The sequence below is a fragment of the Gordonia sp. (in: high G+C Gram-positive bacteria) genome (assembly GCF_047600565.1).
Classification (GTDB): domain Bacteria; phylum Actinomycetota; class Actinomycetes; order Mycobacteriales; family Mycobacteriaceae; genus Gordonia.
In genome coordinates this window covers 23,497-44,211 of sequence record NZ_JASGKN010000001.1, presented here as the reverse complement: position 1 = coordinate 44,211, position 20,715 = coordinate 23,497, and the positions used below count along the sequence as shown (strand labels likewise).

General features: G+C 62.2%; 21 protein-coding genes and 1 tRNA gene. 15 read left to right on the top strand and 7 right to left on the bottom strand.

Features of this window, described 5'->3' with window-relative positions; genetic code table 11:
• Nucleotides 1-110: 110 nt before the first annotated feature.
• Nucleotides 111-1,901 carry a hypothetical protein gene (locus QM774_RS00215; protein WP_414973973.1) on the bottom strand — a complete coding sequence of 597 codons (1,791 nt, stop codon included), beginning with the start codon at nucleotides 1,899-1,901 and terminating at the stop codon, nucleotides 111-113.
• Nucleotides 1,902-2,095: 194 nt separating this feature from the next.
• On the opposite strand from QM774_RS00215, the gene QM774_RS00210 reads away from it, so the two are divergent.
• The gene (locus tag QM774_RS00210; RefSeq protein ID WP_414973972.1) at nucleotides 2,096-3,370 is read left to right on the top strand and encodes a DNA-methyltransferase; all 1,275 of its coding nucleotides are present in this window, start codon (nucleotides 2,096-2,098) and stop codon (nucleotides 3,368-3,370) included.
• A gap of 22 nt (nucleotides 3,371-3,392) precedes the next feature.
• On the opposite strand, the gene QM774_RS00205 is transcribed toward QM774_RS00210, so the two are convergent.
• The 3 genes from QM774_RS00205 to QM774_RS00195 all read right to left on the bottom strand — a co-directional run bounded on the left by QM774_RS00205 (nucleotide 3,393) and on the right by QM774_RS00195 (nucleotide 5,540).
• The gene (locus QM774_RS00205; protein WP_414973971.1) at nucleotides 3,393-3,749 is read right to left on the bottom strand and encodes a hypothetical protein; all 357 of its coding nucleotides are present in this window, start codon (nucleotides 3,747-3,749) and stop codon (nucleotides 3,393-3,395) included.
• A gap of 114 nt (nucleotides 3,750-3,863) precedes the next feature.
• Nucleotides 3,864-4,319 (bottom strand): hypothetical protein, encoded by a 456-nt coding sequence (locus QM774_RS00200; RefSeq protein WP_414973970.1) that lies wholly within the window; start codon nucleotides 4,317-4,319, stop codon nucleotides 3,864-3,866.
• A gap of 507 nt (nucleotides 4,320-4,826) precedes the next feature.
• Nucleotides 4,827-5,540, bottom strand: coding sequence for a hypothetical protein (locus QM774_RS00195; protein ID WP_414973969.1), 714 nt, complete (start codon nucleotides 5,538-5,540; stop codon nucleotides 4,827-4,829).
• 90 nt (nucleotides 5,541-5,630) lie between these two features.
• On the opposite strand from QM774_RS00195, the gene QM774_RS00190 reads away from it, so the two are divergent.
• From QM774_RS00190 to QM774_RS00135, 12 genes are all read left to right on the top strand, one after another.
• Nucleotides 5,631-5,789 carry a hypothetical protein gene (locus QM774_RS00190; RefSeq protein WP_414973968.1) on the top strand — a complete coding sequence of 53 codons (159 nt, stop codon included), beginning with the start codon at nucleotides 5,631-5,633 and terminating at the stop codon, nucleotides 5,787-5,789.
• 15 nt (nucleotides 5,790-5,804) lie between these two features.
• On the top strand, nucleotides 5,805-6,155 hold the full coding sequence (locus tag QM774_RS00185) for a hypothetical protein (protein WP_414973967.1): 351 nt from the start codon (nucleotides 5,805-5,807) through the stop codon (nucleotides 6,153-6,155).
• Entirely contained in the window at nucleotides 6,155-6,439 is a 285-nt protein-coding gene (locus tag QM774_RS00180; RefSeq protein ID WP_414973966.1) for a hypothetical protein, read from the top strand. Before QM774_RS00185 ends, QM774_RS00180 begins: the two co-directional genes overlap by 1 nt.
• Complete coding sequence (locus tag QM774_RS00175) at nucleotides 6,436-6,639, top strand: hypothetical protein (protein WP_414973965.1); 204 nt, start codon at nucleotides 6,436-6,438, stop codon at nucleotides 6,637-6,639. Before QM774_RS00180 ends, QM774_RS00175 begins: the two co-directional genes overlap by 4 nt.
• Nucleotides 6,640-7,049: 410 nt before the next feature.
• Nucleotides 7,050-9,215 carry a type IV secretory system conjugative DNA transfer family protein gene (locus tag QM774_RS00170; RefSeq protein WP_414973964.1) on the top strand — a complete coding sequence of 722 codons (2,166 nt, stop codon included), beginning with the start codon at nucleotides 7,050-7,052 and terminating at the stop codon, nucleotides 9,213-9,215.
• On the top strand, nucleotides 9,212-10,159 hold the full coding sequence (locus tag QM774_RS00165) for a replication-relaxation family protein (RefSeq protein WP_414973963.1): 948 nt from the start codon (nucleotides 9,212-9,214) through the stop codon (nucleotides 10,157-10,159). Before QM774_RS00170 ends, QM774_RS00165 begins: the two co-directional genes overlap by 4 nt.
• On the top strand, nucleotides 10,156-11,163 hold the full coding sequence (locus QM774_RS00160) for a DNA-methyltransferase (protein ID WP_414973962.1): 1,008 nt from the start codon (nucleotides 10,156-10,158) through the stop codon (nucleotides 11,161-11,163). Before QM774_RS00165 ends, QM774_RS00160 begins: the two co-directional genes overlap by 4 nt.
• Before the next feature lie 101 nt (nucleotides 11,164-11,264).
• The gene (locus tag QM774_RS00155) at nucleotides 11,265-11,561 is read left to right on the top strand and encodes a hypothetical protein (protein ID WP_414973961.1); all 297 of its coding nucleotides are present in this window, start codon (nucleotides 11,265-11,267) and stop codon (nucleotides 11,559-11,561) included.
• Nucleotides 11,562-11,659: 98 nt separating this feature from the next.
• Complete coding sequence (locus QM774_RS00150) at nucleotides 11,660-12,244, top strand: antirestriction protein ArdA (RefSeq protein WP_414973960.1); 585 nt, start codon at nucleotides 11,660-11,662, stop codon at nucleotides 12,242-12,244.
• Nucleotides 12,245-12,325: 81 nt separating this feature from the next.
• Nucleotides 12,326-12,706 carry a helix-turn-helix domain-containing protein gene (locus tag QM774_RS00145; protein WP_414973959.1) on the top strand — a complete coding sequence of 127 codons (381 nt, stop codon included), beginning with the start codon at nucleotides 12,326-12,328 and terminating at the stop codon, nucleotides 12,704-12,706.
• Between the two features lie 37 nt (nucleotides 12,707-12,743).
• Nucleotides 12,744-13,364, top strand: a complete 621-nt coding sequence (locus QM774_RS00140) for an ImmA/IrrE family metallo-endopeptidase (RefSeq protein WP_414973958.1) — start codon at nucleotides 12,744-12,746, stop codon at nucleotides 13,362-13,364.
• Nucleotides 13,361-15,073, top strand: a complete 1,713-nt coding sequence (locus tag QM774_RS00135; protein ID WP_414976542.1) for a recombinase family protein — start codon at nucleotides 13,361-13,363, stop codon at nucleotides 15,071-15,073. Before QM774_RS00140 ends, QM774_RS00135 begins: the two co-directional genes overlap by 4 nt.
• On the opposite strand, the gene QM774_RS00130 is transcribed toward QM774_RS00135, so the two are convergent.
• A tRNA-Met gene (locus tag QM774_RS00130) sits at nucleotides 15,030-15,106 on the bottom strand. The two genes, QM774_RS00135 and QM774_RS00130, sit on opposite strands and share 44 nt — an antisense overlap.
• Before the next feature lie 213 nt (nucleotides 15,107-15,319).
• The gene (locus QM774_RS00125; RefSeq protein WP_414973957.1) at nucleotides 15,320-16,546 is read right to left on the bottom strand and encodes an MCE family protein; all 1,227 of its coding nucleotides are present in this window, start codon (nucleotides 16,544-16,546) and stop codon (nucleotides 15,320-15,322) included.
• Nucleotides 16,547-16,815: 269 nt separating this feature from the next.
• Here QM774_RS00125 and QM774_RS00120 point away from each other — a divergent pair, with 269 nt between their 5' ends.
• On the top strand, nucleotides 16,816-17,112 hold the full coding sequence (locus QM774_RS00120) for a hypothetical protein (protein ID WP_414973956.1): 297 nt from the start codon (nucleotides 16,816-16,818) through the stop codon (nucleotides 17,110-17,112).
• 6 nt (nucleotides 17,113-17,118) lie between these two features.
• Here the strand turns inward: QM774_RS00120 and QM774_RS00115 are convergent, their stop codons facing one another.
• A complete protein-coding gene (locus QM774_RS00115; protein ID WP_414973955.1) occupies nucleotides 17,119-20,076 on the bottom strand; it encodes a UPF0182 family protein in 2,958 nt (985 codons plus the stop codon).
• 123 nt (nucleotides 20,077-20,199) lie between these two features.
• Here QM774_RS00115 and QM774_RS00110 point away from each other — a divergent pair, with 123 nt between their 5' ends.
• Nucleotides 20,200-20,679 carry a PPA1309 family protein gene (locus QM774_RS00110; RefSeq protein WP_414973954.1) on the top strand — a complete coding sequence of 160 codons (480 nt, stop codon included), beginning with the start codon at nucleotides 20,200-20,202 and terminating at the stop codon, nucleotides 20,677-20,679.
• Nucleotides 20,680-20,715: the final 36 nt, after the last annotated feature.

Below are 20,715 nucleotides of genomic sequence, written 5' to 3'. Positions count from 1 at the left end.
ATCGCCACTGTGCTCAAGGAGCAACCCATACGGCAAGACCGGCGTGAGCAGGCGGCCAGTGAACGCCTGCTGTGCGATGTCACGTCCCCGCCGAACGTAGCGAATCGTGCTCAGGTCAATGCACCCCAGAAGTCCGGAGGAGGACCGAACTGCTGAGCATTCGCAACCTGCTCAAGACGTGCCAATCGCGGCCCAAGTACACCACTGCGGTCTGCATTGAAAGCCGACAGCGCACCTTCAAATTCCTTCGCCGACAGCACCGGCAAGACGAAGTGCAGCAGTGCATTGTCAGCGGCTGCTTCGACGATCGGGTCACCCGGCTCAGGCTCAGTCACGCCGAGCAACTCTGCATACCAGGCCATGTAGATGAGACTGCGCTGCAACGGACGGTGTGCAATGACGTCCGAACCGAGCACGTTTCGAAGCAGCTCGGCCCGATCCTTCAGCGCCTGCTGAAAGACGTCGCTGCCAGTTTCGCTGTAGCGATCGAAAGCCAAGGTCGGCCGCCCAATGAGTCCCGCGGCAGGACCGGTGCCGTCCTCGACCGAGGGGTGCACCAACGTGTCAGCAGCGGCAAGGGCTGTATCAAATGATGGAGCTTCCATGAGCATGACGCATGCCCGCGATACGACCTTGCGTGCCGGAGCCGGCGAATCAGCGTCCACGTTGATCGTTGCGAAGAAGCGCGGGTATGGCTCGAGCTCCAGCGCTCGTGGGACCTTTTGCTCGGCGTCCTGGTTGTGCAGAGGGATACTCAGCGTCTCTGCTTCCAAACCACCGAGTCCATGCACCAGTGGCGACAGGTAGCCCTCGATCGGCGACAGGTTTGCTTCCTCGACCGTGACGATCGGAGGTGTCTCGCCATCCGAACCAGCAATATCGAGAAGAAGCTGAAGCGGTTCCAGGATCTGGAAGCTCTGACCGGCCAGATGAGAGAAGTACCCGAAGAACTCCTCGCGCTTGGCGAGCAACCGAGACGACTCCAGGCGGGCACGGCGGTCTTGCGGTGCGAAGAACGCCGCCAATGCCGACGCCATGAGCGACTTACCGCTACCGCTCGGACCTGCCATGATGATCAGCTGCGATGACAGTGTGGCAGCCAGCAAATCCACCAACTCATCCTCCGACTCGGTGGCAATGCCGTGATGATTGAGGAATCCGCGGAACTGCTCGGGGAGCTGTTCGACATCCTCGACAGTGATTTCGGGTTCGTGGGCCACTTGTTGGGTGCCCGGCTGTGTAGCAGTCCCCTCAGGCGGTCCCAGCTCAGAAGCCGCCAGGAGCACTGGAGACCACTCAGGCGAGCCCAGTACCGGAACACCGATCGTGACATCCTCGGTGATTGTCTTGAACTCCTCGGGCGTCATGCCGAGATAGTCCTGCGCCGCCTCATGCAACTCATCGCGGCTCGGTTCCGCGGCCCAGTCATGGCTACGAGTCACCAGTACGGCGAGCGCGTCCCTTCCCGGCAACGGGTCATCAGTCGTGTCATCGTCAAGGTAGAGCACCGCTATGTCTGCGGCATTTGGCAGTAGTCCTTCGCCAAAATAGCCACGTCCGCTATTCCTAGTGCTGGGCTTGAACAGCACAGTCTGGCTCTGATCGCGGGTACCGGTGTTCCAGACAGTGCTACGACCCGAATCTTTGACCTTCAGCCATCGCACCTTTGAGCTGAGATCGAGAAACGGACTGATCCGGCCCTTCGGATGATCCGGGATAAGAGCGAAGAGGTCTTCAACGGCCTGGTTGACGCCATTGATACTCAGCCCGTATCCGGCCGCCTCAGCACGCTTCGCTGCGAGATACGTCGAGAGCCAGTTTGACCGGTACTTGTTGCTGGCAGCGTGCCGACTGAGCTGCCGGAGTGCAGTCTCCAGGGCCTCTTCGGAGCAGAGTGGCATCGAATGCCCCCATGCTGGCAGCAGCTGCCTGATGTCAGATGTCTCATGTCTGCAGTCTACGAAACGGCACTGACATTTCTGTCGAACGCGGCCTCGCAAGCCACGGTTCAAACGTGGATTCTGCGAGTGTCGGAGGCCTCTGGCAGGGTGCGTCATGCGAAGGTAGATTTACAGACCGAAAGAGACGAGGTGCCGTGCCCGCACGCCAGGCGACGAGCCTTCCAGATATCAAGCCACAGACGCCCGTTGGAGCTCTCGACCGCAATGCGTGGTCACAGCGCGACGAGCAGTTCACGGCGGACGACGTTGCTCCCCTCGTGGGTATGTCGATCACATTCATCCGCAAGGTTGTCGGTCATCGCGGCCCTCTGTCTGTCAGCGATGTTCTCCTGCTTCTCGACCAGGACGCCTACAGCGAGACCTTCCTACGGCGCTCGCAGGTCCTTGATTTCCTGACACAATCCACGCCAGATTCCGCTACCGATAGCGAGATCGAGGTAGAGACTCACACCCTGGTCTCCGGCAGCGTCACCGACGTCCTCGATCGCCTTGCACCGGCTAGCGTGCAGTGCGTCGTGACGTCGACGCCGTACTGGGGTATGCGTATCTACGATGACTCCACGCTGGTGACTTGGGCAGATGGCGAAACCTGCGCCTACGGCCATGAGCAGACACCCGAGGGTTTCGTGCGACACACGGTGCAGATTCTCTGGCAGCTTCGTCGGGCACTCACGCCGGACGCGTCTGTCTGGTGGAACCTCATGGACTCGTACAACACGCGGACTCAGATTCGCGGCAACGCCATCGAAGCCCTGCTCGCTATGCAGGGCAAGGATGGCCGGAAGTGGAACGAGCACGAAGCACGACGCCATAGTGCCGGTCACTCCTATCTGAAAGACGGCGAGCAGTGCATGATCCCAGCTCGCGTGGCAGAGCGAGCCAGTCGGATCGGGTACCACGTCCGAAGCGTTATCACATGGGCTAAGCAGAGCAGCTTGCCTGAGCCACAGAACTCACGCGTGAGTCGCGGACTGGAGTACGTCCTGCACCTGGCACCAAAGCGCACGCCCAAGTTCGACAAATCCGCCTACCGCCGAATCCAGCCGGCGCTTGGTGGCAGAAGCATTGGATACGAGTCCGACAAGTTGTCCGACGTCTGGGTGCTGCCCACGTCATCGGGTGGGAACGGGCATGGTGCCCAGTTCCCGGTGGCACTTCCTGGGCGTTGCATTGCGCTCTCGACTGATCCCGGTGACGTGGTGCTCGACCCGTTCGTCGGTAGTGGCAATGCTGGCGTCGCAGCCCGGGCGCTCGATCGCAAGTTCATCGGGATCGATGTATCGCCTAAGTACCTCGCTACCGCAGAGGAGAAGATCTCGGCGGTACCGGGCAGTGGCTTCGAGGCAGCAGCGACGGAACGACCAGTCGACAACGCTCACCAGGACCTGCCGATGACGGGCGTGGATTAAGACGCCCGATACGGTGGCGAGATTAATCCCCGGTGAGTCGCTTCCAGTGGAAGGTGCCATTCCGGAGTTCCACCCCAGGACCAAGCCGCCCGAATCGCGGTACCGGCTGACCGTCGGGGTCGGTAGTGCCGCCCTCGGTGAGCAAGTCGTACTTGTTACCGAGAAGAATCTCATGGAGAGTCAATAGATCGATGAGAATCCGCTTCATTTCGGGAAAGCCCCACTTCAGTGCGGTTTCCGCCGAAACAGGTGCGGGGTGCATTTCCTCGCCAATCCGAAGGCTGAACCCATGCTCTACGAGTTTGGCTGAGAGTGCGGAAATGATTCCTGCACGGTTGGCGTCAGATTCTTCTTCGTATCCGTAGATAGGTCGGCTCATCGCTCGCTCCTTGGCCCGATCATCCACAACGACGCCGAGTGGCTCCGTTGGTTAATGATAGGTGAGGTATCCGCGACACATCAAGGCCCACTCTGATGTATCGCGGGCGGACGACTAACGAACGATCTGCAAGCCCGGGCCGGCCGGTCCCGCCTCGTACTCCGCCAGGAGCGCATCACCGTCCACAACCTGAACATCCGCGGGAGCGCCTTCGTGACCGAACTCCGTCTCCAACCATGTGGCAGTCTTGCCGATGAACTCCTCGTCGGCACCCACAACGGCGAACGACGCAGCAAGCCGCTCGTGGGACGCTGCGACGACGGCAGCACGACCGGTCAGCCGCCGGGCAACTCTTTGAACCATCTCGTCACGAACTGCCGGATCATCAGAGAAGCTGCCCTCCAGGACCACCGTGGCGCAGAACGAACTTCGAGCCAACTGACGGGCGAGGAAATCGGTCGATGACCCGCTCTGTTCAGCCCCATGCAGATTGCGGTCGTGATTATCAGCAACGTGAAGTGCGGAAGCACCCATTGTCTGTTCACCAGATTTCTGATTTGAACGGCGCATATCTGCGCCTCAGTATAGTCGAACATACGTGCGAAATCAATCGTTTCGCCTGGTGAGAGCCTCAATCTCGGGGCTCTACACCCACCACTCGTCGACGTCGTCGGCGACTTCCAAAATCCCACCGATGTGATTTAAACACGGCGACGCGCCCCCTACTGAGCAGGGACACGCCGCTTTCAATCATCACAACCTCAAGGCTCGGAAGAGCCCCACCAGCTTAATGCCACTGGCAGATAGTGGACAAGTATTCATCCGTTGCGAAGCACGAACATGCCCTACGGCCGCCTGGCCTTCACGTCAATCCACGGTAGGTCGGCCGCATGCCACGGACCTACCCGAAGAACTCCAGATCGTCACGCACTCGTTCGACCGGATCTGCCATCAGCGGGTCATCGGCGTCGAACGGCGGGTAGCTGTGCTGAGCGTTGTCGAAGTCATCGTCCATGACCCTTAGACGTTGAGGTCGCCAGTCTGGTTCCATCGACACGCCGATTAGTGGCCGCTACTTCAGTTGATCAGCAGTCTCACCAGCAGCTTCGCCCCAAGCGTCTCCGTCACCACCTGACGAGCACGCCCCTCGTCGTGTGTCACGACGAACCTCGGCCACATAGTCCCAGGCCACACCACTGAGATGACCACTTCATCTCCGTCCGAGACACTCAGGCTGACACCTTGACTGACACGCTGCCCTCCGCTCTTCGCCTCGTTCGGAGTCTGCACTTCAGTCGTGGTCGTGGCTTCGCCGCTTGTGCAGGTCAGCGTGGGCACACCCATGTCGATGACATCCGGGCAGTCAGCCACGACATGCACGTCTATCGAGTGGTCTCCTGACCTCGTCAGATAGAGCCGCAGGGTTGGGACGGCCTCTCGCGTCCAGTTGGTCGTGATCAATCGAGCCAGTTCTTGCAGCCCAAGCTCACTTCGTCGCCGCGCCTGCCGCTGGTCGATGTAGTGCTCACTGGCGTACTCCTCGAGCCGGCCGAGCACGGTGTCAGCCTCACTCGCGAGACCCAGGACGTAGCAGGCTGCCTCAATCTCAGCGCTCCACTCAACGCCGAACGGGAGATTCTGAAGCGCGCCTTGGGCTGCGGCCGGGTCTCCGTTGCCGAGTAATTGGCAGATCGTCGGGCATAGGGCAATACCCGCGAGGTCGGCTCCTGCAGTGCGTTTACGCAGGGCTTTTAGCTCTACGAGGACTGCGGCCTCAACGTCGTCTGCCATCCGATGTCACTTTCATGTCACGACTGCGAGGGAGTTGCCGGGTTCCGATGGTTCTTGTCCAGATCAGCCGACATCAGGAGGACAGGAACCATGACAGCCTACGAGCCCATCTCGGCCTACACCGAGATTCAACAGGAGGCCGAAGCCACCCTCGGCTGGCGTCTCGCGAACCCAATCCGCTTCATCGCCAACTATCTGCGCCTCGGCCTGGGCGACGCCCTCAACCTCGAACACGACTACCTCGACTAACCAAAGGAGATCACCATGTCGAACAGCCTCCAGCCCGTCACCCCGCAGTCTCTCGTCCCAACGCCACCCCTGGCCAGCCTGCGCCTGAGCCGCCAGACGGCCAAACAGCTCTCGGCCATCACGGACGGCACGGTCGTCCGGAGTGCGGCTATCCAAGCTGCTGCGGAGATCCAGCAGTCCAAGGTCGACGCCGTTGTCGCCGTCGGCTCTCATGCCCTCCAACAGACCGCCCTCATCAGCAGCATCCAGGCGCAGCTCGCTCTGGCAGCTCCAGCAGCCAGCGGCGACCTCGACTACATCAAGACACTGACCGTGGTCGGTCTCGGCCAGGTGGTGGCTCAGACCAACCGGGAGGTGAACCGCTAATGCTGGAAGTAGTAGCCATCCTCGTCGTCGTAACCGGTGTGCTGGCACTGGCGGTCTACGGTCTCGCCCGGTGGGAGACAGCACGCGCCCGGCAACGTCTCCAGCGTCAGCGCCTGGCTGAGCTTGCCCGAGTCCGCCACACCCAGCGTCAGGCGGAGGCCCAGATCTCCCACATCACGCAGCAGGCACTCCACGCCATGGCCATGGCTGCCGTACCGCACGGCGTCCTGTGCCAGTGCATGCGGTGCACCGGACGCAGCCCATCCACCGGCGACCAGCGATGAGCGAGTCGCCGGCTACCGCCAACACCTTCGGACGCGCCATCCGGGCGTGCTTCTGGATCCTCGCAGCAGCCATCGCCTTGGCGCTGGCGGTCGACCTGCTGCGGGCGATCTGGCCGTGGCTCGTCGGCGGCGTTCTCGTCGTGGTGGTGCCGGTCGTGGCGTGGAGACTGTGGTTATTCACGCAACGAAATACCTACTAATTTTGGCCGCCACACTCCACCCATAGCGACAGATAGGCCACCTGTCCAGCCGGTGTTGTAGTTAATTCAAAAGTCATTGAACCAATGCATATTTGCATTGTTAAATGACGACACCGCGAAGCAAATACGCATTGCCATTCACTCGCGGAAATTCACTTGGTAACTCAGAAAGGGGGTCGATCCATGTCAAAAACTGTTCGATACAACGATAAATACCCGAAGACTGATCACCGGCGCTCCGGTCGACCACGTCGCGCCCGACGACTGTCTGCCCGGGCTATCCACCGAGAAGAAGTGGACACCACCCGAATCGCACGGGCAGTCATCCAGATCGCGCTGGCCGAAGCAGAACGGGAGGCTGAGGCTCAACAAGCCCGAGCAAAGTGCGTAGTCCGAAAGGACGACCGGCGATGACGGCGAAACGAGCAGACGCACTGCACTGGCGCGAGATCTTCTGGCCGCCAGTCCTCCGACCGGACACAACACACGCACTGCTACAGAAGTGGGCCAGCGACCCCAGAGGGCCCTACATCGCCCTGGAGGCACGCAGCACCCAGGACGGAATCCGCTACCTGATCGGTGCGCACGAGGAAGCACTGCCCAGTGTCATCTGTGATCTGGAGCGCTACGTCAGTGGAGTCATAACGACCAGTGCCGAAGCGCGTCGACCCTCATCCGTGGCACGCCGACTTCGGGGTAACGGTGGTGGCAGTCTTCGAGATGGGTCGCACACCAGCACGCGGGCAATTCTGTCCTCGCTCTCATCAGTGGAGCCGAACGAAGAAGTCATCGTGCAAGTCCTCCTAGGCTTGCGCTTCTCCCCCAAGCTACCGCCAAATCGGCTGCCGAAGATCGATCAGCCGCTTGCAAGCCAACTACTGCACGGAGTGGCGGACGAGCGCCGCAGTGGAGTGATCCGGGACATCGCCGACAAGCAATCTCAGCCGGCTATCGACACGGTGGTGCGTATCGGGGCTGTCGCCGTGAACGCCTACCGTCGACAGGCGCTTATCGAGGGCGTGATGGCTGCCTACCAAACACTCACGACTCCGACGGCCAGATTGTCAGTCCGTCCAGAGAAGCCCCACAAGCTCGACGCACCGCAAGTCCGCTGGCGCAGTCTCCGCTCCGAACGGCGAACGCCTGATGAGGTTGCACATCTGACTGCCTGGCCACTCGATGACGACACAGCTGGAGCACCGCCGCTCCCAGGACAACCACCGTCGCACCCGCGACCGCTGGCACCGACCGCAACGACGCCGCCAAGTGCCCGCGTCTTCGGCACGACCACTGCACCGGGAGTCGCGCAGCTCATCGGGATCACGGAGTTGGACAGCCGCCAGCACCTAAGAGTTGTCGGGCCTACGGGTGTCGGCAAGAGCAATCTCCTCCGCGCGCTCATCCGAGCCGATCGTGCAGCTGGCACTTGCACAATCATCATCGAGCCGAAGGATCTCGTCGCCGAGATTTTGGCCGATACGACGCCAGAGCAGATTAGCCGCACTGTCGTCGTCGACGCAGCGGATTCTCAGCCGGTGGGAATCAATCCGCTGGCGACCGAGGGTCGGGATCCCGACGCAGTCGCGAGTCATCTGTTCAACGTCATCGACGGGCTGTATGACGACCTCGGCCCACGCAGTAGCCACATCTTGCGCCACGCCATTCAGGCCCTGGCCGTGCGCGGTGACGCCAACCTGACACACATTCCATTGCTGCTGACGAACCCCGGTGTGCGTCGCTCTCTCACACAGCAGGTCATTCGGCGCGATCCAGTATCGGCGGCACCGTTCTGGCAATGGTTCGATGACCTCTCCCCAGAGATGGCCACCCAGGTGACATCGCCCCTGTCCAATAAATTGGGCCCGCTAATCGCACCGACATTACGTGGCGTCCTCGGCCAGACCCGACCCCGCGTCACGATCCGCCGCGTCATCGATGAAGGTCTGACGCTGCTCGTACCACTCCAGGTCGGGCGACTCGGTGCAGCCAACGCTCGTCTGCTCGGTGCCGTCGTCCTGGCCGAAGTCTGGCAAGCCATCCGTGAGCAAGTGTCCGTGCCAGCCGAAGAGCGGCCGACCGTATCCGTCTACCTGGACGAGTTCCAGGACGTCATCGGGGGCTTTGGCAAAGACCTCGTCGGTGCACTGACACAGGCGCGATCACTGGGTGGTGCGTTCCACGTCGCCCATCAACATAACGATCAGCTACCGAAATCTGTTCGTAGTGCAGTCGAGGCCAACTGCCGCAGCACCGTCGCATTCCAGCTCGGCCACACCGACGCCGCGACGTTCGCTCGCACGGACGCTCGATTGGAGGCCGAGGACTTCACCGCGTTGCCCCGGTTCCACTTCTACGCCCAGCTCTTGCAGCGCGGCACGGTGCAGCCGTTCGTCTCGGGAGTCACTACGGCGCCCGTACCAGACGTGAGCGATCCTGCCGACGTGATGGCCGCGTCACGCGACCGGTTCGGTGCCGACCGGACGGCTATCGACGATGAGTGTGTCGCCCTTATGGGATCGCCGGCTACGTCCGCAGACGGAAATATCGGGGGCGCACGCCGAAGGAGGTCGTCATGAACGGGCGTCCAATCGGGCGTCCGACCGCCAACGGTTCAGAACGACCAGAGGTGGTGTTCAGGGGCGAATCAGGCCAGATACGGGCAACGAAAGACGGTGTCCCGTCGTCAACCCCTGTGCGGATCTCTGGGCGTCGATTGGAGGAGATCGCCAAACTCCTCAGCGAGCGCGATACACGGCTTCTCGAACTCGTCGACCGTCTCCGTTTTGCAGCAGCGAAGACACTGCACGCCCTGGTGAATGACGACGAAGGCACGAGCGAACGTTCGACTCGTCGAGCCCTCGGAAAACTCGTCAGGATAGGGCTTCTCGCACCGCTTCCGCGTCGCGTCGGTGGATTGCAGTCCGGCAGCACTGGACTTGTCGTCCATCTGACGAATGCGGGTGACCGTCTTGTCCGCCAGCGCCAGGGCCGCAGCACACGTCGCCGTTTCGCTGAGCCCTCCACGCGTTTCGTGCAGCACTGCCTGGACATTGGCGACGCACTGACATGTCTCACGAACGAACTCCCCGTACATGGACTAACGCTTTCTGACTGGGAGGCCGAACCGACATCGTGGCGACGACACCAGCGAGGCTCCTCGACGGTCACACTCAAGCCCGACATCTACGTCGAAGTTGAGCGAGGTAATGACATCTGGGGCTACTTCATCGAAGTCGATCGTGGCAGCGAGTCAATCCCGACCGTTATGCGTCAGCTGTCTGCGTACGAGGACTACCGGCACACCGGAACAGAACAAGACCGCTACGGTGCGTTTCCACCGGTGGTCATCACCCTGTACGAGGGTGCTCGCACCAAGCCGAACGTGCGCGCCGAACAGCTCACCGCAGCCATCCACCAGGATCGCCGGATTCCTGACCGACTCGTGTGCGTGACGGAGGCTGAAGAACTGAGTGCGGTCGTGGCCGACCTCTGCCAAATAAATGCGGAGGTGCAGTCATGAGCTGCGTCCCAGTAGCAGACAACCCTCGCGGTGAAATCCGTGTCGGGGACGCAACCCGCGAGCTTCAACGTCTCCCAACCGGAGTCATCGACCAGATCGTCACTTCGCCGCCGTACTTCCAACTCCGTGACTATGCCGTGGAGGGCCAGATCGGAAGCGAACGGTCTATCGAGGACTGGGTGCAGCACATGCTCGCTGTGGTCGACGAGGCGGCACGGGTACTCGTCCCGACAGGCACGCTCTGGCTCAATGTCGGCGACACCTTCTCAGGACACCTGCGCGATGGTGCAGCCAGAAAGAGTCTTCTGCTGGGGCCTGAACGCCTGGCTCTCGCGATGGTGGCGCGCGGTTGGATTCTGCGATCCAAGGTTGTCTGGCACAAGCCCAACCCGACACCCAGTAGTGTCCGCGACCGATTCACGAGCAGCTGGGAGTACGTCTACGTCTTCGCTCTCAGCCCGAAGTACTACTTCGATCTCGACAGTGTTCGTCTGCCGCTGAAGCACAGCAGTACGCGGCCACGGCGAGCTTCGGCTCGTACTCGATCGCGTGAGAAATGGCGCGGCAACCGCAGCAGCCCAGCAGGTGGCCTGGCTCGCATGCATCAGCAAGGAATCGCGGGACACCCACTCGGTAAGAACCCCGGTGACGTCTGGAGTATGGCGGCCAGTCGCGGACACGGCGACCATCATGCGACGTTCCCAGTCCGCCTGGCGACGCGCATGATCATGGCCGGCTGTCCTGAGCGGCGTTGTGTGAAGTGCCGCGCACCGCACACCCGCGCAATCCAGCGTCTGGGCAGTACCGCAACGCGTCTGGCACTCGCGCCAACCTGTGACTGCGACGCCGCCAGCGAACCTGGCCTGGTCTGCGATCCCTTCATGGGCTCGGGCACAACCGCGGTCGCTGCGACTGCACTAAACCGTGACTGGTTCGGAATCGAGCTCAACCCACAGTTCGCTGAGTTCGCCCGCACTCGTATGGCGGAGGTGTCACCGCCATGACGCCTATGCCCCGACCACCTCATCGGTGGCATGCGGTCAGGAATCACCAGGCGCGTCACTCCGGCGCACCGTTCCTGATCGCACCACACCGAGGAGGAGCCATGTCGGCACCGAATCCCGGCGGTATCAAAACTATCGCCATCCGCTTGGACGGAGAGACCCACTCTGTCCTGACGATGATCGCGTCGCTTCGCGACTCGACGATCACTGACGAGATCAAAGCAGCACTGGCAGCCCACATCGAGGCTGCTCGTACCGCTGACGATCTGGCTGCTCGTGCAAGCGAAGCAGCTGAGGAGATTGAACAGGAAGCTGCTGTCCGCAAGGCAGCACTCGACAGCTTGTTCAAAACCGACACCAAGTCGGCCACGCGTCGGAGCGGTCGCAGTCAGGACTAAGGGGCTCCCCGGGCGGATACCGGACAGGGACGAGGGGTGCGTGCGCCAACGCGCCGCCTCTCGCCCTGTCCGTCAACTCAATCTGAAAGGAGGTCTCCATGAATCACGAAACATCACCCAAGAACCACGATCCGGAGCGTGAGCACCAGCCGCTCCATCCACGGATATACGTCGCCTCGCTAGCCGACTACGTCAACGGTCGACTGCACGGCCGATGGATCGACGCCGCGACGGACGAAGCCACTATCTACGAACAGATCGCAGGCATGCTCGCTGCGTCACCAGAACCAGACGCCGAAGAGTTTGCCATCCATGACTACGACGAGTTCGGAGCCGCCCAGGTTGGCGAGTACGACCAGATTGACGATGTCGTCAAGCTCGCCAAACTCATCGCCAAGTACGGCGAAAGCTATGCCAGCTACGCCGACAGCGTGGGGATCACGGAGGCGACCGAGGACGATTTCACGGCCAGGTACGCGGGCAACTATCCGAGTGTCGAAGCGTATGTCGACAGCTGTATTGACGACTGGGGCTGGAACCAAGAGCTGGATCAGCTTCAGTCCACATCGAGCATTGGGAAGTACCTCGCAATTGATCGAGGCGAACTCATCGAAGCTATCTGGAGCGAATGGGATGTCATGGAACGGCCGGACGGAACAATAGATATATTTTCGCCTCAATAAACGTTGTAGAAAAGGAAATTACCCTTGCAAATACGCATTGTTACCTGAGAAAATATAATAAAGAAAGGAGCGGATAAATACATGAATAATTCCAATGTGGCCACTGTCGGTCAAGTAATTCGACAATATCGTGAAGCCAACAATCTATCTGGTGGTGAAGCTGCGAGACGGTCGGGTGTTGCTCAGTCGACGATCACTCGACTGGAGTCGGGAGAGCACAGTCCATCAATCGAGAAGCTGACTGCTATCGCGGCAGCTGTCGGTGCTCCCATGACCGAGATCTTCGCTGCCATCAACATGCTCGACTCGGACGACCTGCCAGCTCTGACTCCGTACCTCCGCACCAAGTACAAGCACCTGCCACCTGCAGCCCACCGAGAAATCGCAGCCCACTTCGCCAAGGTCGCCAATGACTACGGCATATCTGAGCGTGGTGGCCCGCAGCCCGGCGAAGACGAATAGCACCGCCCTGATCACATAAACGAAAGGAGACCCCGCCATGAACACCAACCCACAGAACTCAAGCACCCTGGCACGTCTCCGGACGTGTATCCCGCAGCACAACCAGGTCACCTGGAGTGAGGCCCTGCGGGTTGCTGAGTTGCACGCCAATCGGCTACTCGAACTCAGCGGAGTGACAACTGCCCCGATACCTATAGATGTCATCACGACACTGCCCAAGATCACGGTGCGTTACGTTGACCAGCCCGTTGCTGGAGCCAGCTTCTGGGATCCTCGCCGTCGGGTCTGGGTCATCCACATCAACCGTTACGACAGCCGCGTCCGCAAGCGCTTCACGATTGCGCATGAATGGAAGCACATCATCGACCACGGAGCCACCGACCGCCTGTATCCCGACGCTCGTCGTGCCAACAGTCAGCGCGAAGCCGCAGCCGACTACTTCGCTGCCTGTCTGCTCATGCCGCGACGTCTCGTGAAGCAAGCCTGGGGTCGAGGAATTCAGCGCATACCGGATCTGGCCGCGCACTTCCAAGTCTCCGAACAAGCCATGAAGTACCGGGTCGATCAGCTGCGACTCGTCGGCCACGACAGCAAACCAACACGTCGTTGTGCACCCCCACGGGCACGAGCGACCCGAAAGATTGGAGTCCCCGCATGAGTCGTGCAGTCATCTACCTCCGCGTTTCCACAAAAGATCAGGCACGACGAGGCGGTGAAGCAGAAGGCTTCTCAATCCCCGCACAACGCGAGGCCTGTACTCGCAAAGCCGAACAGCTTGGCGCGGAAGTGACGGCCGAGTTCATCGACGCTGGCGAGTCTGCGCGATCGAGCGCACGCCCAGAGCTTCAACGCATGCTGGAGTCGATCAGCCGTTATCCCGTGGACTACGTCATCGTGCACAAGGTTGACCGCCTGGCGCGCAACCGGTTCGACGACGTGACAATCAACTTGGCCATTCAGAAAGCCGGAGCGAAGCTCATCTCCGTCACCGAGAACATCGACGAGACGCCACAAGGCATGCTCATGCACGGAATCATGAGCTCGCTGGCCGAGTTCTATAGCGGGAACCTCGCCACGGAAACGAAGAAGGGCATGGCGCAGAAGGTGCGCAACGGCGGCACCCCAGGGATGGTGCCGTTTGGCTACCTGAACGTGCAACGACGAACCGACGAAGGCGCAGTCGTCCGCACCGTCGAACTCGATCCCGATCGGGCTGAGCACGCCGCATGGATTTACGAGGCCTACGCGACTGGCGAGTGGACAATGTCGCAGATTGCCAGCCGGCTAACTGACCTGGGCGTGACGACACTCCCGCGTCCGAAGCGTCCCGCGCGACGCCTGTCGACATCGACGGTCGAAGTGATCCTCAAGAATCGCTACTACATAGGCGAGGTCAAGTTCGATGGTGTCTGGCACCCAGGCAACCATCCGCGCCTCGTCGACGCAGACACATTCCAGCGTGTGCAGGACATCCGTGCCATGCGAGTTCGTACTCGCGAGAAGCCCCAGCTGCGGCCGCACTATCTACGCGGCACTGTGGCCTGCGGACTATGCGGAGAAGAACTGGCGATCGAGTACGTCCTCAATCGGCAGGGCAACCGCTACATGTACTACTACTGCCTTGGTCGTCAGGCACGGAAGAATGGCTGCACGTTCGTCGCAACGCCATTGGCTCTGATCGAGCGGCTTGTCGACGAGTACTGGCAGGACATGACGCTGTCCGACGCTGATCTGGAAACCATCCGTCGTGACGTCACGAACCACATCGACCAGATCATCCCGAAGCAGGATCTGGCTGTCCGTGAAGCAGTGAAGCGCGTCAACGTCCTCAAACAGGAACGTGACGCGCTGCTCCGAGCGCACTACGCAGGTGCCGTTCCTATCGATCAGCTGAAGACCGAGCAGGAACGAATCAGTGCTCAGCTGACCACAGCCGAGGCCACAGTGGCGCAACGCCAGTACGACCGAGAGACACTCCAGGCCGGGCTGGATCGAGCCCTGACGATTGTCGGCGACTACGGACGGCACTACGCAGGGTTCGCCCCGATGACGAAGCGCCAGATGAACAAGAGCGTGTTCGACAAGGTCTACATCCGTGACGACACGATCGACAGCGCCACGCTCGATGAGTTGTTCGAGCTACTCCTCGCGGGCGACCTGGCCGAGCGGCTTGAGGAGGAACGATCGGTCGTTCTTGACTCGCGCGACGAGGACTGGGACCTGTCCCAGATTCAGGACATCGCAGTTCAGGGCAGGGAATCCTCTGGAAAAGGAAAGAACCCGCGCCCTGATTCACAGGACGCGGGTTCTAACTATTCTTACTTGGTAGCGGGGGCAGGATTTGAACCTACGACCTCTGGGTTATGAGCCCAGCGAGCTACCGAGCTGCTCCACCCCGCGTTGCGAGAACAACATTACGTGACGGGAAACCCCGACCGCAAATCGTTTGGCTACCAGCGAAATCAGTGGCGTTCCGGAGATTGCGGACGGCTCCTTTCGACGGGCTCAAGGAGCGTGCGCGCGGAGCAGGGAGCTCCTTTCGACAGGCTCAAGGAGCGTGCAGGCGGCTCGAGGAGCGGGACCGACCAGCCGAAGGAGCGGGTCGGAGCGCGATCACTTGGGGTTGACGCCGAGGATCCACGACAGCTGGGTGGCGATCGGGTTCAGGTTCAGCTTGTCCGGATCCTTCTTCGGCACGTCGTCCCACGGCTGGGCGATCGCCGGATTGTCCAGTGCTGCTCGGCGGGCACCGCGGACATCGGTCGGATTGCCGACCGCCACATCACAGTTGGCGTCGGTGTTGAACGGGAAATCGTCGTAGTTGATGTCGAAGTTCGGGTGCGTCTTCTTGTACTCGGCGATCATCTGCTGGGTCTTCTCGTAACCCTTCGTGCAGGCCGGCGGATTGTTCGTCTCCAGCACGATGCCGAACCGGATCTGACCATCGTCGCCGGCCGTCGTCAGGCTCGACGCCGACAGGCTCGACAGCATGGCGAACAGCATGCCGGTGGAGAACGTCGCCGGCTCGATCGTGTGGATCGTCTCGCCGAGCTGATGCACCAGCGTGGTGGTGTCGCCGCCGTTCTTCGTCAGAAAGTCGCCGATCTCCGACGCCGTTCGCGGCCCGTCCGACAGGATCCGCTTGACCGCCGGATCCGACGACGCCAGCTGAGCCGTCACCTGATCGAGGCCCTTGGACCAGTTCAGGATCTCATCGGACTGATCCTTCTGCGTCTGCAGGACCACGTTCGCGTCCTGGATCAGACCGATCGTCGATCCGAGGTTGTCGTGACCGGACTGTGCCAGCTTGGTGAGCGAATCCAGCAGGCGGGACATGTCGTCGCCGCGCCCGTCGAACGCCTGCCCCAGCTCGGTCACCACGGTCTGCAGGTCGTCGACCGGAACCGACTTCGTCAGATCGATGACGTCGTCGAGGAACTGATCGAGCTCGGGCGGCACCTGAATCGACTCGATCACCGAACCCTCATGCAGATACGGTCCGGAATCGCGCTTGGGCTGCAGGTCGACGTACTGCTCGCCGATCGCCGACCGGTTCGCCACCACCGCCACCGCATCATCGGGAATCCTGCCGGCCTTGTTCTTGATCCGCAGATCCACCATCACGCCGTCCGGCGTCAGCTCGGTGCTCTCCACCCGGCCGGCCGGAGTGCCCCGATAGGTCACCTCGGCCTCGTCGAACAGGCCGGCGGTGTCCTTCGCCTTGAGCTTCACGTGATAGACGCCCATGCCGAGGGCCTCGCCCATCCGGGCGTACTTGATGCCGCCGTAGACGGAGGCGATGAGACCGATGACCGCGATCAGCACGAGCTGAATCTTCACCAAGCGGCTGAGCGGCGGCACAGGCGGTCCTTTCCAACGGAATCGCACACAGGCGAACCCGCGCTGATCTCCACCTCACCCCCCTGGGTGGATCGTCGTTCCCCGACCGAACGACAACGTTCTCAGGGTAGAACCGTGCCAACGCGCGTTGACAATCGACGGCGGCCTTCGTGAGGAACCATCCACCCCGACAAGGGATGTGACACAGCTCACTCTAGGCGTATCGTGGGGGCATCGGGGCCGACCGGCCGCGATCGGAGGAGGACACCATGGCCACCCATGTCGCACACGAGAGTCACGGCAACCACCCGATGGGCCTCGTCGCCTTCATCACCCTGATGGCGGGCGGACTCTTCTCAGCACTCTGGGTCATCACGCTCACCGAACTGCCGGCGCACAAGGGCACCAACATCGCCTACGGCATCATCGCCCTGGGCCTGCTGCTCACGTCGGCCGCGATCTACGCCTCACTGACCCGGCACCTGCACCATTCGCCGGTGGTGCCGGACAACACTCCGGCCGAGATCGAGCGCTACCTCGACAAGGTTCACCGCGCCGGGCAGTGACCCCGGTCAGTTGCCGCTGACCGACTGGAACTTCTTGACCGCCTGATCGAGACGGTCGAGCGCCTCGCCGTACGCCTTGAAGTCGCCGCTGGTCTGCGCCTGCCGCATGGCGGTGATGGCGTCGGCGATCTCCTTCGCCGCCGCCTTCTGCTCATCGGACTGTGCCGCCGGCGGCGTCGCCACCGGAGTCTCATCCGGTTCGGCCGCCGGCTGCTCCCCCTCGACCGGCGTCGCCGCACCCGGGTTGATGCCCACCTGGCTGAGCGCCTCGGCCACCGTCGGCGCGAAGCCCACGTTCACCCCGTCCACACCGGCCGCCGCGTTGTAGTAGGTCAGCACCCGGTACAGCTTCGGCATCGCCGAGTCGCCGGCCTTCGCCTCGGTGTACATCGGCTGGACGTACAGGATGCCGTTTCCGCCGACCGGCAGCGCCAGCAGATTGCCGTACGTCACCGTCGTCGTGTCCTCGACCAGCTTGCGGGCGTTAGCGACGCGGCCGTTGTTCTTCATGTTCTCGGCGGCCTGCCGCGGGCCCACCGTCTGGTTGTCGGTCGGCACCATCTTGACCGTCAGCCGGCCGTAACCGTCCGGGTCGGAGTCCGCAGTCATGTACGCGGCCAGGTTGGGGCGCGACAACGCGTTCATCACCGCGGTCAACTGGAACTGCGCCTTGTTCTCCTGCTGCGGCGACGACGCCGTGAAGTAGTAGGGCGGCTGATTCAGCTTCAGATCCTGATCGGTGGTCGGATCCGACGGCACCGACCAGAAGTTGCTGGCCTTGAAGAAGGTGCCCGCATCGGTCACGTGATAGCGGGTGAGCAGCGACCGCTGCACCTTGAACAGATCCTCCGGATACCGCAGATGCGCCTTCAAATCCGGCTTCGCATCCAGCTCGGCCTTCGTCTTCACCGTGCCCGGAAACACCTTCATCCACGTCTTGAGGACCGGGTCGGTGTCGTCGGCCTGATACAGCTCGACCTTGCCGGTGTAGGCGTCGACCGTCGCCTTCACCGAATTCCGCACATAGGAGACGTCCTCGTTCACCTGCATGCGGCCGGTGCGGGTGTTGACCGCCTGGCGGGAGTCGGAGGTGGCGTCCTGCAACGACGTCCGCTGCGAATACGGGTACTTCGCGAGCGTCGTGTAGCCGTCGACGATCCACTTGATCGAGCCGTCCGCCATCACCGCCGGATACGTCTTCGAGTCGACGGTCAGCCAGGGGGCGGCCTTCTTGACGCGATCCCGCGGATCCCGGTCGTACAGAATTTTCGAGTTCTTGTTCAGAGCGTTCGACAGCATGAAGTTCCGCTCGCCGTACTTCAGCGCGTACAGGACGCGGCTGCCCCAGTTACCGAGCGAGACACCCGAGTCGGCGTCGTAGGTGTACGAACCGCTGTCGCCGTCGAACTCGCGGTCCCCGGAGGTGGATCCGACGATCGCGTAGTCCGGGGTCACTTTGGCGATCAGCTCACCGAAATAGATGCGCGGCTGCTTCACCTGGAACGGAAGCTTGGCCTGCGCCGCCTTGTCCTTGATCGACTCGACGTCGGATGCGATGAACACCGGCATGCCGCCGCGATCCGAGGCGGTGTCGCCGGCGACCCCGTCGACCGTGTTGGCCTGCGCGGCGATGAAACCGTTGCCGTGAGTGAACACGGTGTGCTTGTTGATCCAGTTGGTCTGGTTCTCACCCAGCCGCGCCGGATCCAGTTCGCGGGCGGCGACGATGAAGTCCCGCTGCTGACCGTCGACGTTGTAGCGGTCCACCGCCAGCTGCTCGGGGAAGCCGTACAGGTTCTTCGGCGCCTGCCGCTGATAGAAGGCGCGCGACAGCACGTTCGGATCGAGCAACCGGATGTTCGACAGTGTCGCGGTGTCCGAGTTCACCAGCGCCGGGTCGGCGGGCGTGCGCGTCCAGTTCGCCTCGTAGGTGACGTCCTTGTCCGGACGGATCCGGTAGGCGTCGGTGGTGGCCGCGATGTTGCGCTGAATGTATTCGCGCTCCTTGTCCGCGGCGCTCGGACGCACCGAGAACTGCTCCATAGCCGCCGGCCACAGCACCCCGATCACCAGCGACGACAACACCAGCAGCGCCGCCCCCAGCGCCGGGATCCGTAGATCCCGTAGGACGATGGCGGCGAAGAACGCCACCGCGCAGATGATCGCGATCGCCATCAGGATCAGCTTGGACGGCAGCACATAGTTGATGTCGGTATAGGTGCCGCCGGTGAAGATGTCGCCGCGCCGGTCGCTGGACAGCAGGTCGTACCGGTCGAACCAGTAGGCGACGGCCTTGGCGAGCACGAACAGTCCGGCCAGCACCGCGAGCTGGATGCGGGCGGGCGTGGAGATCATGCCCTCGCGCCCCGGACCGCCGATCCGGATGCCGCCGAACACGTAGTGGGTGATCAGGTTCGCGATGAAGCCGACGCCCAGCGCCAGAAACAGCAGGTCCAGGATCAACCGGTAGAACGGCAGCGAGAACGAATAGAAGCCGATGTCCAGACCGAACTGCGGGTCCGTGACACCGAACGACGTGCGATGCAGAAACGTCTGCACCGTCGTCCACGACGCCTGCGCCACCAGACCTGCCAGCAGGCCGATGAACGCCGCCGGAATCAGCGCCGACAGCCACGGACGACGACTCACCGTCGCCCGGTACCGCGCGAGCGGATCGTTGGGGCCGGACACCGGCACCGCCATCGGGCGGGACCGGTAGGCCGCGTACACCGCGCCGAACACGATGCCGCCCACCACGAGCGCCGCCACCGCGAACACGATCAGGCGCGTGGTCAGCATCGTCGACATCACCCGCGTGTAGCCGATGTCGTCGTACCAGAGCCAGTCGGTGATCAGCGCGACCACGCGCGGCCCGATCAGCAGAAGAACCAGCAGTGCGATTCCGACGCCGACGAGGATCTTCGCTCGTCGCGACAGTGTCGGCCGGCCCACCGGGCCGCGCATACCCACCACGTGATACTCCAATTCGGGGGGTCGAAGACTGATACGCCTCCCCACAATACTGATTCGCACCTATCGGACAGGACTCGTCCGCAGCGCCCACCCGGTTCGGGGCACAATATTCGGGTGAGCTTCTCTCAAGCCGATCTCGGCAACGCCCTGAGCCAGTGCGCCGGATACGCCGACAGCCTCCCCTGGGGGTCGCCCGACCTGCTGTTCGCGCTGGCGTCCACCGCCGACCTGGCAGCCGAGGAACCCGGTCTCATCGACGATGACGATCCGTCGGCCCTGTCCCCGGTGCTGCAGGAGACCGACCCCGACATCCACGTCGATCAGCTGCTCGCCACCACCGGGTGGCCGGCGGCCGTCGAAGGCTGTGCGCTGGTCACCGAGATCACCGTGAAGTCCCCGGACGACCCGGACGGCGAGGGACGTCGTGCGCGACTCATCGGCGGTGCGCTGCGCAGCGGCCAGCGGGTGGCACTGCTGTCGCTGGAACCGACCGACGACGACCCGGACCCCGAGCTGCGGACCCACCCGGATCTGGCGCCGAACCTTCTCGACGCGCTCGCCGCGACCTTCGATCAGGACGTTCTCGACGACTGAACGGGCTCCTTTCGACAAGCTCAAGGAGCGCAGGAC